This is a genomic window from Streptomyces sp. NBC_00239 (assembly GCF_036194065.1).
Classification (GTDB): domain Bacteria; phylum Actinomycetota; class Actinomycetes; order Streptomycetales; family Streptomycetaceae; genus Streptomyces.
In genome coordinates this window covers 4,522,527-4,536,811 of sequence record NZ_CP108095.1, presented here as the reverse complement: position 1 = coordinate 4,536,811, position 14,285 = coordinate 4,522,527, and the positions used below count along the sequence as shown (strand labels likewise).

Here is a 14,285-nt window from a genome sequence, read left to right as displayed (position 1 = left end):
GAGGCAGGGGGGTGCCCCTCGGGCAGCCGGAGGGGCTGGGGGCACGGTGGGGACGGCTACCGCGCAGGACATCGGGCGCGGGCGGTGGGTAGGCGCGGGCGGCATCATGGGGGCGGCGGTGAGAGAGGAGAGGCGGGTCATGGCACACGGCACGGCAGACGGCACCCGCGGCCTCGCCACGGTCGCGCACACCGCCTTCTTCCTCCTCCTCGGCGCCTCACTGGCCCGCTTCCTGCTGCGCCACCCCGGCGAACCCCGCACCCCGTGGATCCTCGCGCTCAGCCTCACCCTGGCCCTGCTCTACGTACTCGGCCCGGCCCTCGGCGCCGCCCCCACCCGCGGCCGCCTGGCCTGGCTCGGGCTGGTCATCGCCACCTGGGTGGTGCTCGTCCTGCTCGCGCCGAGCTTCGCCTGGTGCGCGGTACCGCTGTTCTTCACCGCGCTGCGCACCCTGCCGACCCGCGCCGCCGTGGTCCTCGTCGCCCTCCTGACCGCCCTGGTCGTGGCCGCGCAGATCCAGCTGGGCAGCAGCTTCGACCCGAACCTGGTCATCGCGCCGCCCGCGGTCGCCGCCCTCGCCACCGCCGTGTTCGTCCACATGGAACGGCAGGCCCAGGCGCAGCGCGAACTGATCGACGACCTGATCCGCACCCGCCGCGAACTCGCCGCCACCGAGCGCCGCGAAGGCACCCTCGCCGAACGCCAGCGGCTGTCCATGGAGATCCACGACACCGTCGCGCAGGGCCTGTCCAGTCAGCAGATGCTCCTCCAGGCCGCCGAGCGGACCTGGGACTCCGACCCGGTGACCGCCCGCGCGCACGTCCGTACCGCCACCGAGATCGCGGCCCTCGGGCTGGCCGAGGCCCGCCGCCTCGTCCACGACCTCGCGCCGCCGCAGCTCGCCGGGGGCGCCGGGCTGGCCGACGCCCTGCGGGCCCTCGACGCGGGCCCGGACGTCACCGTCCGCTTCCACCTGGAAGGCGCGCCGGTGCCGCTGCCCGAGCGCACCGAGTCCGGACTGCTGCGCATCGCGCAGGGCGCGCTCGCCAACGTGCGCGAGCACGCGGCGGCCCGTACCGCCGGCCTGACCCTCAGCTTCCTCGGCGACCAGGTGGTCCTCGACATCGCCGACGACGGACGCGGCTTCACCACCGGGGCCGGGACGGGGTCGGACCCCGGGGCCGGGACGAGGTCGGACCCACTGGCCGGGGAAGGGGCCGGTTCCCCCGGCCGCGGCCACGGGCTGCCCGCGATCCGGGCGCGGGTCCGCGCCCTCGGTGGCACGCTGACCGTGGAGTCCGCGCCCGGCGAGGGCACCGTACTGTCCGTCTCGATCCCCATCCCCCTTCCGGAGCACCGGCCATGACCACGACGACCACGACGATCCTGCTGTGCGACGACCACGTGGTGGTACGGGCCGGGCTGCTGGCCCTCCTCGGCAGCGAACCCGACATCGAGGTGGTCGGCGAGGCCGGCAGCGGCGAGGAGGCGGTCGCGCTCGCCGCGAAGCTGCGCCCCGACGTGGTCCTCATGGACCTCCAGCTCGGGGAGGGCATCGACGGGGTCGAAGCGACGCGGCGGATCACCGCCGGGCCGGGCGCACCGCACGTGCTCGTGCTGACGACGTACGACACGGACGCCGACATCACGCGGGCGATCGGGGCGGGCGCCACGGGGTACCTGCTGAAGGCGGAACGGCCCGAGGAGCTGTTCACCGCGATCCACGCGGCGGCTCAGGGGCGCACGGCCCTCTCGCCGCCGGTCGCGAGCCGGGTGATGGCCCACATGCGCGGCTCGTCCCGGCCCACCCTGACGGACCGTGAACTCGACATCCTCGGGCAGCTGGCGCACGGGCTCGGGAACCGGGAGATCGCGCGGGCGCTCTTCATCAGCGAGGCGACGGTCAAGACGCATCTGGGGCGTATCTACGACAAGCTCGGCGTCGACACGCGGGCCGGCGCGGTAGCCGTGGCCAAGGAACAACGCCTCCTGCCGTAACCCCCGTGCCACGACCCCCTCGGCGGGCACCCGCAGCGCCATGACCCCACCGGCTCCCCGTGGCACGCCCCCGTCAACTCCGCGACGCCCTGGGCGCAACACCCAGCCCCGCCGCCTGACCCGCCGCCACTTCAAGCCTCGCGGGCTACCCGAGGCGCCCCCTCAGCTCCGCGACGCCCTCGGCGCAACACCCAGCCTCGCCGGCGCGCTGCGGGCATTGCCGGCTGCCCCGGCTGCCCCGGCTGCCCCGGCTGCAACATCCCAGCTTCGCCGACGCCCTGGGGACAATCCCGTCCTTGCCGGCTGCCCGAGGGGCAACACCCAGCCTCGCCGGCGTTTGAGGCGCGGGTCCGGGCGGAGCCCGGTACCCGGCGGAGCCGGGTTGCAGTCTTGGGGCTCCGCCCCAAACCCCGCGCCTCAAACGCCGGCGGGGCTGGGGATTGCGCCGCAGGGCACCGGCGAGGCTGGGAATTGCGCCCCAGCGCACCGGCCAGGCGAGGGCGGGCTGCGGCCCAGGCTCCGCCTCAAACGCCGGCGGGGCTGGGAATTGCGCCGCAGGGCACCGGCGGGGCTGGGGATTGCGCCGCAGGGCGCCGGCCAGGCGGGGTGCGCCGCCCGGGCACGGGCGCGGCTGGATGCGGCCCGCTATGGCGAGGTCCGGCTCGCACGCCGGCAAAGCCGGGAACGGCGCCCCGCGGCGGAAGGGCGCGTACCGGGGCCGGGTTCCGGACATCCATGCCCTGGGTTCGGACAACCCGGGGCCGGCGCCCGCCGCAGGGCTGTCGGAACGCCCACTCCCGCTGGCACGCTCTCAGCCGCCGCCACCCCGGCCCCAGCGAAGGAGCCCGAGTGACCCACCCACAGTCCACTCCCCGCACCCGCGCCACCACCCGCCGTCCCCCGCTGCTGCTCGCGGCCACCGCCGCGGCCGCCATCGCCGCCGTCGCCGGCGCAGCGCTCGGCCCGCAGGCCGCGACGGCCGCGACGGCCACGGGAGCCGCGCCGGGAGCCGTGCGCGCAACCGACACCGGCACCGCCGCCGCGACCGGAGCCGCCCCGCCAGCCGCAGCCGCAGCCGCAGCCGCAGCCACAAGCAAAGGCACGGGCACGGGCACCCCCATCCGCCTCATCCCCCGTTCGACCGTCACCGACCCCGACGGCACCGTGCACACCCGCTACGACCGGACGTACGCCGGACTGCCCGTGCTCGGTGGGGATCTGGTCGTGCACCGGAGTGCGGACGGGACCGCTCGCGGGACCACGGCGGCCGTCGCCGGGCCGCTCGCGCTGCCGACCACGACCGCCTCGTTCGCGGCGCCCGCGCCTGACGCCCGCAAGGTCGTCTGGGCGGGCGGGGCCGGGCCGGCCGTACTCGCGTGGGAGACCGTGCGGCGCGGGCTGCGGCCCGACCGGACGCCGACCGAGCTGCACACCGTCACCGACGCGACGACCGGCCGGCTGCTGAGCGCGTACGACACGGTCGCCACCGGCACCGGGCACAGCCAGTACGCGGGCACGGTCGCGCTCGGCACCGTCTTCAACAGGCCGCTGTACGAGATGCGCGACCCCACCCGCGGCAACCAGAAGACCCTGGACATGCTCAACAGCCCCTCCGGCGGCGGCCTGTTCAAGGACGCGGACGACGTGTGGGGCGACGGCACCCAGCGCAGCCGCCAGACCGCCGGTGTCGACGCCCACTACGCGGCCGCCGCCACCTGGGACTTCTACCGGCAGATGTTCGGCCGCGCCGGCATCCGCAACGACGGCGCCGGCATCGTCTCCCGCGTGCACTACGGCAACAACTACGGAAACGCCTTCTGGGACAACGCCTGCGCCTGCGTCACCTACGGCGATGGCGCCCCCGGCCACGGCCCGCTGACCACCCTCGACGTCGCCGGCCACGAGATCACCCACGGCGTGCTCTCCGCGATCGGCGTCCCCGGCTACACCGGCGAGAGCGCCGCGCTCGGCGAGGCCACCGCCGACGTGATGGGGGCCTCGGTCGAGTTCCACGCCGCCAACAGCACCGACGTGGGCGACTACCTCATCGGCGAGCGCGCCCTCGGCACCCCGCTGCGCAGCATGGACCGGCCCGGCCGCGACGGCGTCTCGCGCGACTACTGGTCGAAGGACATCGGCTCCATCGACCCGCACCACGGCTCCGGGCCGGCCGCGCACTTCTTCTACCTGCTGTCCGAGGGCAGCGGCCCCAAGGTGATCAACGGGGTCGCCTACGACTCCCCGACGTACGACGGCTCGAAGCTGCTGGGCATCGGCCGGGAGCAGGCCGTCCGGATCTGGTACCGGGCGATGAGCATCTACTTCACCTCCCGCACCACGTACGCCACCGCCCGCACGGCGATGCTGGCCTCGGCCGCCGACCTGTACGGGATGAACAGCACCCAGCAGCAGGCGGTCGCCGCCGCCTGGACCGCGGTGAACGTCAAATAGGTCAGTCGGCCGGAGCGCCGCCCACCGGTACGACAGGTGCGACCTGTACGACCTGTACGACCTGTACGACCTGTACGACCGGCGGGCGGCCCTCCGCACCACACCGTGACACCATGAGGAACGTGCTCGACATCGGCTACTCCCTCTCCCGGCGCTTCCCGGACCCTCCGCAGACCGACTACCGGACCGCGGACGTCCACACCCTGCGCCACGACCTGTTCTGCGGCGACGTGTACCTCGCGGACACCAAGGCGGACCGCGAGGTGTCCACAGCCTGGGGATGGGTGCCGGTGCTCGACTTCGCGTGGGCGCTGTGCGACATCGTCGAGCAGATCGACCAGGACCCGCGCGGCAGCCGCTCGCACGAGCGCCAGTACGCCGAACTCGACTTCACCGAGTCCACCGACTGCATCCTGTTCGAGCGCCGCTTCGGCTGGGTGGACATCGAGGCCGACTGGATGGACGCCGAGGAGCCCCCGCTGACCTTCAGCCACCGGCTGCTGCGCCGCGAGGCCCGCGACTTCCTGCACGACCTGATCGCCGACCTCACCGACATGCACGACGGCCTCGCCGACAACCCGGTCGTGTGGACCCTCCAGTCCCGCTTCCCCCGCATCACCTGACCGGCATCACCCGACCGGCGCCGGCCCGACCCGCGCCACTCGACCGCTCGCCGCTACCGGCCTTCCACCCGTACCCCCAGGTGTGCGGCGAAGGCCGGTGCCAGGTCGAGCAGCTGGGCCGGGCTGATCACCGCGCCCGCCAGCCGGTCCAGGCCGCGGGCGACGTCCACCTCGGCGGCCGCGCGCAGGTCGACGTCGGTCATCCGGGCGCCCGTGAAGTCCGCGCGGCGCAACACGCAGTCCCGGAACTCGACCCGCTCCAGGACCGCGCCCCCGAAGTCCGCCTCGTCGAGCACGCAGCCCTCGAAGACCACGTCCCGCAGCCGGGCCGTGCGCAGGTTCGCGTAGTCGATCTTCCCGCCGCGCACCAGGACCCGTTCCAGGACCGCGCCGTGCAGCTGGACCCCGCCCAGCCGGGCGTCGCGCAGCTCCACGTCCCGCAGCTGGGCCCCGGACAGGTCGGTGCCCACCCCGCGGACCCCGTCGAGGACCGCGTCCAGCACCCGCGCCTTCGTCAGCCGGGCCTCGTCGAGCGCGCACCGCTCCAGCAGGCAGTCCATGAACCGGGCGCCGCTGCCGTCCTGCCCCGCGAGGTCCAGGTCCCGGAACTCCAGCCCGTCGTAGTCCCCGTCCGGCTCCAGCGGCTCGCCCCCGTACGCCGCCATGCCGGCCGGAAGCCGTACCTCCGGCCGTCGGGCCGCCTTCACCGCTCGCTCGTTCCGCGCCATCCCCCCATGGTGGCCCCTGCCACTGACAACGCCCCGGAAAAAACTTCGGCCCGGATGTCACATCCGGCACCCCCTCATCCGTCCTGGGACCGTACGCGCCGCTACGCGGGCCACACCACGGCAAGAGGAGACCGGAACCATGGACCAGCTCACCGTCATCGGAGGCGGCTTCGCGGGACTCGTCGCGGCCATCAGCGCGGCCGAGGCGGGCGCCGCGGTCACCCTGTACGAGTCGCACCGCACCCTCGGCGGCCGCGGCCGCACCGCGGACGGCCCGTACCGGATCAACGAGGGCCCGCACGCCCTCTACAACGGCGGCCCGCACTGGAGCTGGCTGGCCGCCCGCGACCTGATCGGCCCGCTCGCCCCCGTCTCGCTGATCGACAGCACCCGGCTGAAGATGCACCAGGGCGGCAAGCTGCGCTCGCTGCCGCCGCTGGCCGTGTTCCGCCTCGCCCGCCGGCCCGTCTCCGACGCGCCCGTGGACCTCGACTTCCACACCTGGGCGGCCGGCATCGTCGGTGACGCGGACGCCCGCACGACGGCGAACTTCCTCGCCGTGGCGCTCTTCCACCACGACGTGGGCGCGCTGTCGGCCGCCTTCGTCCAGGAGCGGCTGCGCCGGGTCGCCAAGCTGCCGCCCGAGGCCCGCTTCCCGCGCGGCGGCTGGCAGTCCGTCATCGACCGGATGGCCGCCCGCGCCCGCGAGCTCGGCGCGGTGATCGAGACCGGCGCCCGGATCACCGAACTCCCGGCGGAAGGCGGCCCGGTGGTCGTCGCCACCTCGCTGGCCGCGGCCCGCACCCTCCTCGACGACCCGTCGCTGACCTGGGAGAGCGGCCGCACCGCCCTCCTCGACCTGGGGCTGCGCCGCCGCCGCGGGGACCTGTACGCGATCTCCGACCTGGACGCGCCGGGCTGGATCGAGCGGTTCACCGCCCAGGACCCGGGGCTGGCCCCGGCCGGCGAGGAGCTGGTCCAGGCGCAGCTGCCGATCGGTCCCGGCGAGTCGAAGGCGGTCGGCATCGCCCGCGCCGAACGGCTCCTGGACCTCGGCTACCGGGGCTGGCGCGAGCGCACCACCTGGCGGCGCGAGGGCGTGGCGGCCGGCCGCACCGGAGCCGTGGACCTGCCCGGCACCACCTGGCGCGACCGGCCCGCGATCGACCGCGGCGACGGCGTCTACCTGGCGGGCGACCAGGTGGCCGCGCCGGGCGTGCTGAGCGAGGTGTCGTTCAACAGCGCCGTCGAGGCGGTGTCGCTGGCCGTCCGCGCGACCGGCCGGCGGGCCGTGCCGGGCGGCGGGCCGCGGCGGAGCCTTGACCTCAAGTCCGCTTGAGGTTGTTGGGTTGGCCGTACCGCCCGACGCGCACCGCACACCGCGCACCGCGCACCGCGCACCGGATACCGAGTACCGCCGACCTGAGGGAGCCCGCCATGCACGCCGTACGCCTCCACGCCTTCGGCCCCGCCGAGAACCTGACGTACGAGCAGACCGACGACCCGGTGCCCGGCCCCGGCCAGGTGCGGATCGCGGTCGCCGCCGCCGGCGTGCACCTCCTCGACACCACCCTGCGGGCCGGCGTGCCGACGGGCCCGCTCGCCCTCCCCGACCTGCCCACCGTGCCCGGCCGCGAGATCGCCGGCACGGTGGACGCCCTCGGGGAGGGCACCGACCCGGCCTGGCTGGGCCGCCGCGTCGTCGCCCACCTGGGCCCGGTCCCCGGCGGCTACGCCGCGCTCGCCGTCACCGACGCCGACCGGCTGCACCCCGTACCGGACGGGCTCGACGAAGCCGCGGCCGTCGCGATGATCGGCACCGGCCGGACCGCGCTGGGCATCCTCCAGTTCGCCGACCTGGGCCCGGACTCGGTCGCCGTCGTCCCGGCCGCGGCCGGCGGCATCGGCACCCTCCTCGTGCAGTACGCCAAGCGGGCCGGCGCCACCGTCGTCGGCCTGGCCGGCGGCCCCGCCAAGACGGCCCGTACCGCCGCCAACGGCGCCGACCTCGCCGTGGACTACACCGAACCCGGCTGGCCCGAGCGGGTCCGCGCCTTCCTCGGCGACCGGACGGCGACCGTCGTCTTCGACTCGGTCGGCGGGGACACCGGCCGGGCCGCCGTGGACCTGCTCGGCCCCGGCGGCCTGCACCTCGTCTTCGGCTGGTCGGGCTCGGCCGACGGCCCGCTCACCTTCACCGAGGCGGAGCTGGCCGCCCGCGGCATCACCTCCGAGGGCGTACTGGGCCCCGTCATGCTGCGGAAGACCGGTGGCGAGAACCCGCTGCGCACCCTGGAGACCCGCGCCCTCGCCGAGGCGGCGGCGGGCCGCCTGACCCCGGCCGTGCAGCGCTTCCCGCTCGCCGGGGCGGCGGCCGCGCACCGGGCCCTGGAGACGCGCGGCACGATGGGCAAGGTCGTCCTGGAGCCGTGACCGCCGCGGACGCCCGCCAACCGGTATGTCTTGATCCGGCAACATCATCCCGACATGCGAACCGATCGGGACGCGGGCCCGTCCTTGAGGTCAGTAACCGCACCGGGCCCTGCCGCCCGCCGTTCCGGGGGATCCACCGATGACCATGCGCCGTTCCGTCCGCTCCGCCCGCACCGCCGCCGTCGCCGGCGCCACCGCCGCGGCCGCGACCCTCGCCCTCCTCGCCGTCGCCACCCAGTCCTCGGCGGGCTCCGCGCCGGACCGGCCGGCCGCGCCGGTCGCCGCGCCGGTCGCCGCCGTGGCCGCCGCGCCGTCCGTCTCGGGCAGCCCGGCCGGGGCCTTCACCCGCATCGCCGACTTCTACGGCGCCTACATCGACGCCGTGCACGACGGCGACATGCGCACCGCGAACCAGCTGCGCAGCTTCTACCTGTCCAAGCCCCTCCAGCGCAGCCTGAAGGCGTGGGAGGAGCGCAACCACGCCAACGGCGTGCTGCGCGCCCAGAACGTCCCGCTCAAGTGGAAGGTCACCTCCACCGGCAACGGCATGGGCAAGGCCAACGCCACCGTCGCCCTGACCTGGGGCGGCTCGACCACCAAGGTCCACGTCCAGGCCGACCTGGCCACCAAGAAGCTCACCGGCATCAAGGGCTGACCGACCGTCGGCCGACCACTGACCGCGGTCACGGACAGACCGCGGTCACGGGCCGACCGCAGTCACCGGGCCACCCGCAGTCACGGGGCCGACCGCGGTCACTGCGCCGGCGCGGGGGCGCGGGCCAAGACCCCGTCAGCCGATGCCCGCCGCCTCGAGGGTCTTCGCACCGGGCCGCACGACCCGCACCCGAACACATTCCGCAACCCTGGACATGCATACGGAGCGGGGTGTACCACTCCCCCCATGACGCGCACGAAGATCACGACCGCACAGACCTCCGGCACGGTCAACGGCGGCATCTCCTTCTGGTACGCCCAGGACGGCACCCCGCCCCCGCGCGAGCCCCTGCCCGGCGACGCCGCCGCCGACGTCTGCATCGTCGGCGGCGGCTACACCGGCCTGTGGACCGCCTACTACCTCAAGCAGGCCGCCCCCTTCCTGCGCGTCACCGTCCTGGAGCAGAAGTTCTGCGGCTACGGCGCCTCCGGCCGCAACGGCGGCTGGCTCTACAACGGCATCGCCGGCCGCGACCGCTACGCCAAACTCCACGGCCACGACGCCGCCGTCCGCCTCCAGCAGGCCATGAACGCCACCGTCACCGAAGTCGTCGACACCGCCGCCAAGGAGGGCATCGACGCCGACATCCACCAGGGCGGCGTCCTCGAAGTCGCCTACACCCCCGCCCAGCTGACCCGCCTCAAGGCCTTCCACGAAGCCGAGACCGCCTTCGGCGAGACCGACCGGGTCCTCCTCGGCGCCCGCGAAGCCGCCGACCGGATCCGCGTGGCCGGCGCCGTCGGCGCCACCTGGAGCCCGCACGGCGCCCGCATCCACCCCGTGAAGCTCACCAAGGGCCTCGCCGACACCTGCGAGGCACTCGGCGTCACCATCCACGAGTCGACCCCCGTCACCGAGATCGCCAAGGGCCGCGCCGTCACCCCGTACGGCACCGTCCGCGCCCCCTACGTACTGCGCTGCACCGAAGGCTTCACCGCGAGCCTCAAGGGCCACCGGCGCGCCTGGCTCCCGATGAACTCCTCGATGATCGTCACCGACCCGATCCCCGCCGCCGTCTGGTCCGAACTCGGCTGGGAAGGCCGCGAAACCCTCGGCGACATGGCCCACGCCTACATGTACGCCCAGCGCACCGCCGACGACCGCATCGCCATCGGCGGCCGCGGCATCCCGTACCGCTTCGGCTCCCGCACCGACAACGACGGCCGCACCCAGCCCGCGACCATCGAGGCCCTGCGCGACATCCTCGTCCGCTTCTTCCCGCAGCTCGCCGGCACCGGCATCGCCCACGCCTGGTCCGGCGTCCTCGGCGTCCCCCGCGACTGGTGCGCCACCGTCACCCTGGACCGCGCCACCGGCCTCGGCTGGGCCGGCGGCTACGTCGGCAGCGGCGTCGCCACCGCCAACCTCGCCGCCCGCACCCTGCGCGACCTCGTCCGCCAGGACTCCGGCCAGGACGGCCCCACCGACCTCACCACCCTCCCGTGGGTCAACCACAAGGTGCGCAGCTGGGAACCCGAGCCGTTCCGCTGGATCGGCGTCCACGCCCTGTACGCCGCCTACCGCGAGGCGGACCGCCGGGAAGCCGCCACCCACACCGCGGCGACCGCGCCCCTCGCCCGGGCCGCCGACCGCATCTCCGGCCGCCACTGACCCGCACCCGCCCCACGGCAGGAGGGCCCCGCCGAAACGAATCGGCGGGGCCCTCCGTCAGCGCGGTGACCGGTCACCGCGGCACGTCCTACAGCAGCACGTCGAAGGACCCGATGCGGCTCTGGTCCCACCAGCGGTCGACGCGGCTCTGCGCCCCGAACGGCGCGGACGGATCGCCCGTGCCCTCGTGCAGCCACAGCACCCCGGCCGTGTCCTGGGTGACCAGGTCCGCCCGGCCGTCGTCCGTCAGGTCACCCGTACCCGACAGCGACCGCAGCCCGGCCCCGTCGAGGTCCGTCTGCACCCGCGGCGCGAACGGCTTGGCCGCCGCGCCCGTGCCCGCGTACAGCCACAGCGCCCCCGCCGCGTCCCGCGCCAGCAGGTCCGCCTTGCGGTCACCCGTCACATCGCCCAGGCCCGTCAGCTCGTTGAAGACCTTCCAGCCCGCACCGATCCTCGTGCGCACCGCGAACGGCGCCGACGCCTTGCCGGTGCCCGCGTACAGCCACAGCACCCCGCCCTTGTCGCGCGCCAGCAGGTCGGCCCGGCCGTCACCGGTCACGTCCGAGACGCCGGCCAGCTCGTCGTAGATCTGCCAGCCCGCACCGACCTTGGTACGGCCGTCCAGCGGGAACAGGTCGTTCTTCGGCGCGTAGTGCCACAGCACGCCCGCCTTGTCCCGGGCCACGATCCCGCCGCCCGTGCCCCGCCCGGTGAGCGGCGCCAGCTTCGTCACCAGACCGTACGCACCCCACTCCCGGCCGGCCGTCGCGGCGTACGAGGCGAACGGCTCGGAAGCACGGCCGGTGCCCTCCAGGAGGGTCAGCGCGCCGTCCTTCTCACGCCCGAACAGCCGGTGCCGGTCCCACACCGGGTACGGGCTCGCCACCTTGAACGCGGCCTTCACGGCCGGGTTCCCGGTGCTGATCGGCGAGGTCCAGACCTGGTACTCGGCCTTCGCGTCCACCTTCCAGGCCTTCATCGACGCGCCCGCCTTCAGCGTGTAGCCGATGGTGACGTCGCCCGGCGCCAGGATGTCGCACACCAGCCCCGGCGAGACGTCCGCCGGCAGGCAGCGCGCCGAGGGCCCGGCCACGACGTCCGCGACCTCCAGGTTCCGCTCGCCGTACTCCCACACCCGCTGGCCCGCCGACGAGGCGAACGACAGCTTCAGCCGCGCCTTGTCCACCGCGTGCACGGTGACCGACTGGGCCGCCGAGGCACCGGCCGCCACCCCCGGCACCGACAGGCTCAGCTTGTTCTCCGCCACCCGAGCCGGCGTCTTGACCGTCACCGTGGCCGCCGTGTGCGTGCCGTCCTGCGGACGCGCGCCCGCCGCCTGGGCCTCCGCGATGCCCGCGGCGACGCTGCCGCCCGGCGGCACGTACGCCACGCCGTAGTACAGCTTCGTACCGTGGACGGCACCCGCCGTCGCCGCGAGCGCCGGCGCGGGCACGTACCGCAGGCCCTTCGCCGAGCAGGTGTACACGCCCGCCACCCCGGCCCGCGCCTTGCACGGGTCACCGCTGTACAGCGTCGCCTTCATCCCGGCCGGCACCCCGCCGGCCGTCCACTCCCCGCCGGTCAGCGCCCGACGGCTGAGCGCGTAGACGAACGTGCCCTCCGCGTCCGGACTGGCCAGCGTCGGCTGCGGCGCCAGGAACGACGACTCCTCCGGCTTGATCGTGCTGTCGGCCGCCGGATGGAAGGCGAAACCTTCCTCCGCCGAGGCCGACCCCGCCGCCGCCGCGACCCCCGCCAGAGCACCGGACGCGAGCAGCGCCACCGACCCGACGAGCGCCACCGAACCACGTATGCGCATCAAAGAAATTCCCCCGTGAAGACAACGATGAGCTGCAACGTACATGCGAGAAGCCCCGGCGCATCCGCCGGGGCTCCCACCTTGATCCAACTACCGCGCCGCCGCCGACGACTTGACGAACGGCGGGCGCTTCACCCCGGCCGGAAGCCGACGAGGCGACTCAGAGCAGCGAGCCGTACTTGTTCCAGCCGCCGCCGATCTTGACGCGCTTCGCGTACGGAGCCGAGGCGTCCCCCGTACCCTTCAGCAGCCACAGCACACCGGCCGCGTCCCGCGCCACCAGGTCCGCCTTGCGGTCCGAGTCCAGGTCACCGGGCGCACTGAAGGCCGTGTAGCCCTTCCAGTCCGCCACCGCACCCAGCTGCACCCGCGGCGCGTACGGAGCGGCGGCCTTGCCGGTGCCCGCGTACAGCCACATCGCGCCGGCCGCGTCCCGCGCCAGCAGGTCCGCCCTGCCGTCACCGCTCACGTCACCGGCACCCGTCAGGTCGGTGAAGGCGTTCCAGCCCGCACCCACCTTCTTGCGCACCTCGAACGGCGTCTTGGCCTTGCCGGTGCCCGCGTACAGCCACTGCGTGCCGTTCGCGTCCTTCGCCAGCAGGTCCGCCTTGCCGTCACCGGTCACATCGCCCACACCGGTCAGCGACTTGTAGATGTTCCAGCCCGCACCGACCTTCACCGGCTCGTACAGGCCGTACTGCCCGAACAGCGGGAAGTTCCAGAGCACGCCCGCCGCATCGCGGACGACCACCGGGCCGCCCTCCATCTGCACCTTCACCGGCGACAACTTGGCCGCGGCCGTGTACTTGGCCCACTCCTCACCGTAGAACTCGGCCTCGCCGAACACCTGCGGCGCCTTCCCGGTGCCACGGAACGCCGTCAACTGGCCCGCCTTGTCCCTGGCCAGCAGCGTGTGCCGCTCCGTCACCGGGATGTCGCTCTTCACGGCGAACTCACTCTCGGCCTCGGGGCCTTCACCCCAGCCCGGCGCGTACACGTTGTACATCGCGGACACCGCGATCCGCCACGCCGCCGCGGTCGCGTCCGCCTTCAGCGTGTACGAGACCGTCACGTCCCTGCCACCGGCCGCCGTCACATCACACGTGACGCCCTCCCAGCCACCGAGCTCACCCGCCCTGAACTCGCAGTTCGAGGCGCCGGCACCCGGCGTCACCGAGACCAGCTCCACCTTCAGCTCGCCCGGATCCCACTCCCGCTGGCCCGAACCCCGACGGAAGCCCAACCGCAGCTGCCCCGAGTCCAGCGCCTTCACCGTCACCGACTGGGTGACCGTGCCACCCGCCGGCAGCGCCGGGGACTTCAGCGTCAGCTTGTTCTTCTTGGCGTGCTCGGCCGTCAGCACCCGCACGAAATGCGGCTCCACCCGCCCCTTGACCGGTGAACTCTGCGCCAGCTGCGCCTTCTTCACCGCGGCCTTGAGGTCCGACCCGCGCGGCGCGTACGCCACCCCGTAGTGCAGCTTCGTATCGTCCTTCACCGAAGCCGCCGCGGTCACCGCCGGCCCCACGAACCCGGTGTCCTCGCCGGTCGGGCACATGTACACGCCCTTGACCGTCGCCGACGCCGTACACGTGTCGTCGATCCGCGCCGCCATCCCGGCCGGCAGACCGCCCTGCGCCCAGGACGCGTCGGTCAACGGCGCCTTGGACATGGCGAACACGAGCGTGCCGTCCGGCATCCCGTCCACCGTGTCGGGCCTCAGCACGGCCATCGACCCCTCACCCGGGGCCACCACCTGGTCCTTGAACGTGAACGCGTAGTCATCGCTCCCGGCGGCGAACGCGGGCACCGAACCTGCGGCCACCAGCGCCGCGGTCCCCCCGAACACCCCGAGACGCGCCGCGCCCCGCCCCATCAATCCACGCATGTCGCATCTCCACCAC

Annotated in this window: 11 protein-coding genes; 8 read left to right on the top strand and 3 right to left on the bottom strand. The window is 74.4% G+C overall.

The window, feature by feature from the left end; all coding sequences use genetic code 11:
* The first annotated feature begins 139 nt into the window (after nucleotides 1-139).
* The 4 genes from OG764_RS20100 to OG764_RS20085 all read left to right on the top strand — a co-directional run bounded on the left by OG764_RS20100 (nucleotide 140) and on the right by OG764_RS20085 (nucleotide 5,072).
* Nucleotides 140-1,366, top strand: coding sequence for a sensor histidine kinase (locus tag OG764_RS20100; protein ID WP_328969796.1), 1,227 nt, complete (start codon nucleotides 140-142; stop codon nucleotides 1,364-1,366).
* A complete protein-coding gene (locus OG764_RS20095) occupies nucleotides 1,363-1,998 on the top strand; it encodes a response regulator transcription factor (protein WP_328969795.1) in 636 nt (211 codons plus the stop codon). The genes OG764_RS20100 and OG764_RS20095 overlap by 4 nt, the downstream gene beginning before the upstream one ends.
* An 849-nt stretch (nucleotides 1,999-2,847) precedes the next feature.
* The gene (locus tag OG764_RS20090) at nucleotides 2,848-4,449 is read left to right on the top strand and encodes a M4 family metallopeptidase (RefSeq protein ID WP_328969794.1); all 1,602 of its coding nucleotides are present in this window, start codon (nucleotides 2,848-2,850) and stop codon (nucleotides 4,447-4,449) included.
* 122 nt (nucleotides 4,450-4,571) lie between these two features.
* The gene (locus tag OG764_RS20085) at nucleotides 4,572-5,072 is read left to right on the top strand and encodes a hypothetical protein (protein WP_328973081.1); all 501 of its coding nucleotides are present in this window, start codon (nucleotides 4,572-4,574) and stop codon (nucleotides 5,070-5,072) included.
* Nucleotides 5,073-5,125: 53 nt separating this feature from the next.
* On the opposite strand, the gene OG764_RS20080 is transcribed toward OG764_RS20085, so the two are convergent.
* Complete coding sequence (locus tag OG764_RS20080) at nucleotides 5,126-5,800, bottom strand: pentapeptide repeat-containing protein (protein WP_328969793.1); 675 nt, start codon at nucleotides 5,798-5,800, stop codon at nucleotides 5,126-5,128.
* A 139-nt stretch (nucleotides 5,801-5,939) separates the two neighbouring features.
* Here OG764_RS20080 and OG764_RS20075 point away from each other — a divergent pair, with 139 nt between their 5' ends.
* From OG764_RS20075 to OG764_RS20060, 4 genes are all read left to right on the top strand, one after another.
* Complete coding sequence (locus OG764_RS20075; RefSeq protein WP_328969792.1) at nucleotides 5,940-7,139, top strand: NAD(P)-binding protein; 1,200 nt, start codon at nucleotides 5,940-5,942, stop codon at nucleotides 7,137-7,139.
* A 98-nt stretch (nucleotides 7,140-7,237) separates the two neighbouring features.
* The gene (locus OG764_RS20070) at nucleotides 7,238-8,233 is read left to right on the top strand and encodes a zinc-binding dehydrogenase (RefSeq protein WP_328969791.1); all 996 of its coding nucleotides are present in this window, start codon (nucleotides 7,238-7,240) and stop codon (nucleotides 8,231-8,233) included.
* 139 nt (nucleotides 8,234-8,372) lie between these two features.
* The gene (locus OG764_RS20065; protein ID WP_328969790.1) at nucleotides 8,373-8,888 is read left to right on the top strand and encodes a hypothetical protein; all 516 of its coding nucleotides are present in this window, start codon (nucleotides 8,373-8,375) and stop codon (nucleotides 8,886-8,888) included.
* Between the two features lie 246 nt (nucleotides 8,889-9,134).
* A complete protein-coding gene (locus OG764_RS20060; RefSeq protein ID WP_328969789.1) occupies nucleotides 9,135-10,559 on the top strand; it encodes an NAD(P)/FAD-dependent oxidoreductase in 1,425 nt (474 codons plus the stop codon).
* Nucleotides 10,560-10,647: 88 nt separating this feature from the next.
* Here the strand turns inward: OG764_RS20060 and OG764_RS20055 are convergent, their stop codons facing one another.
* The gene (locus OG764_RS20055; RefSeq protein WP_328969788.1) at nucleotides 10,648-12,381 is read right to left on the bottom strand and encodes an FG-GAP repeat domain-containing protein; all 1,734 of its coding nucleotides are present in this window, start codon (nucleotides 12,379-12,381) and stop codon (nucleotides 10,648-10,650) included.
* A 160-nt stretch (nucleotides 12,382-12,541) separates the two neighbouring features.
* On the bottom strand, nucleotides 12,542-14,269 hold the full coding sequence (locus OG764_RS20050; protein ID WP_328969787.1) for an FG-GAP repeat domain-containing protein: 1,728 nt from the start codon (nucleotides 14,267-14,269) through the stop codon (nucleotides 12,542-12,544).
* Between the last annotated feature and the right edge of the window lie 16 nt (nucleotides 14,270-14,285).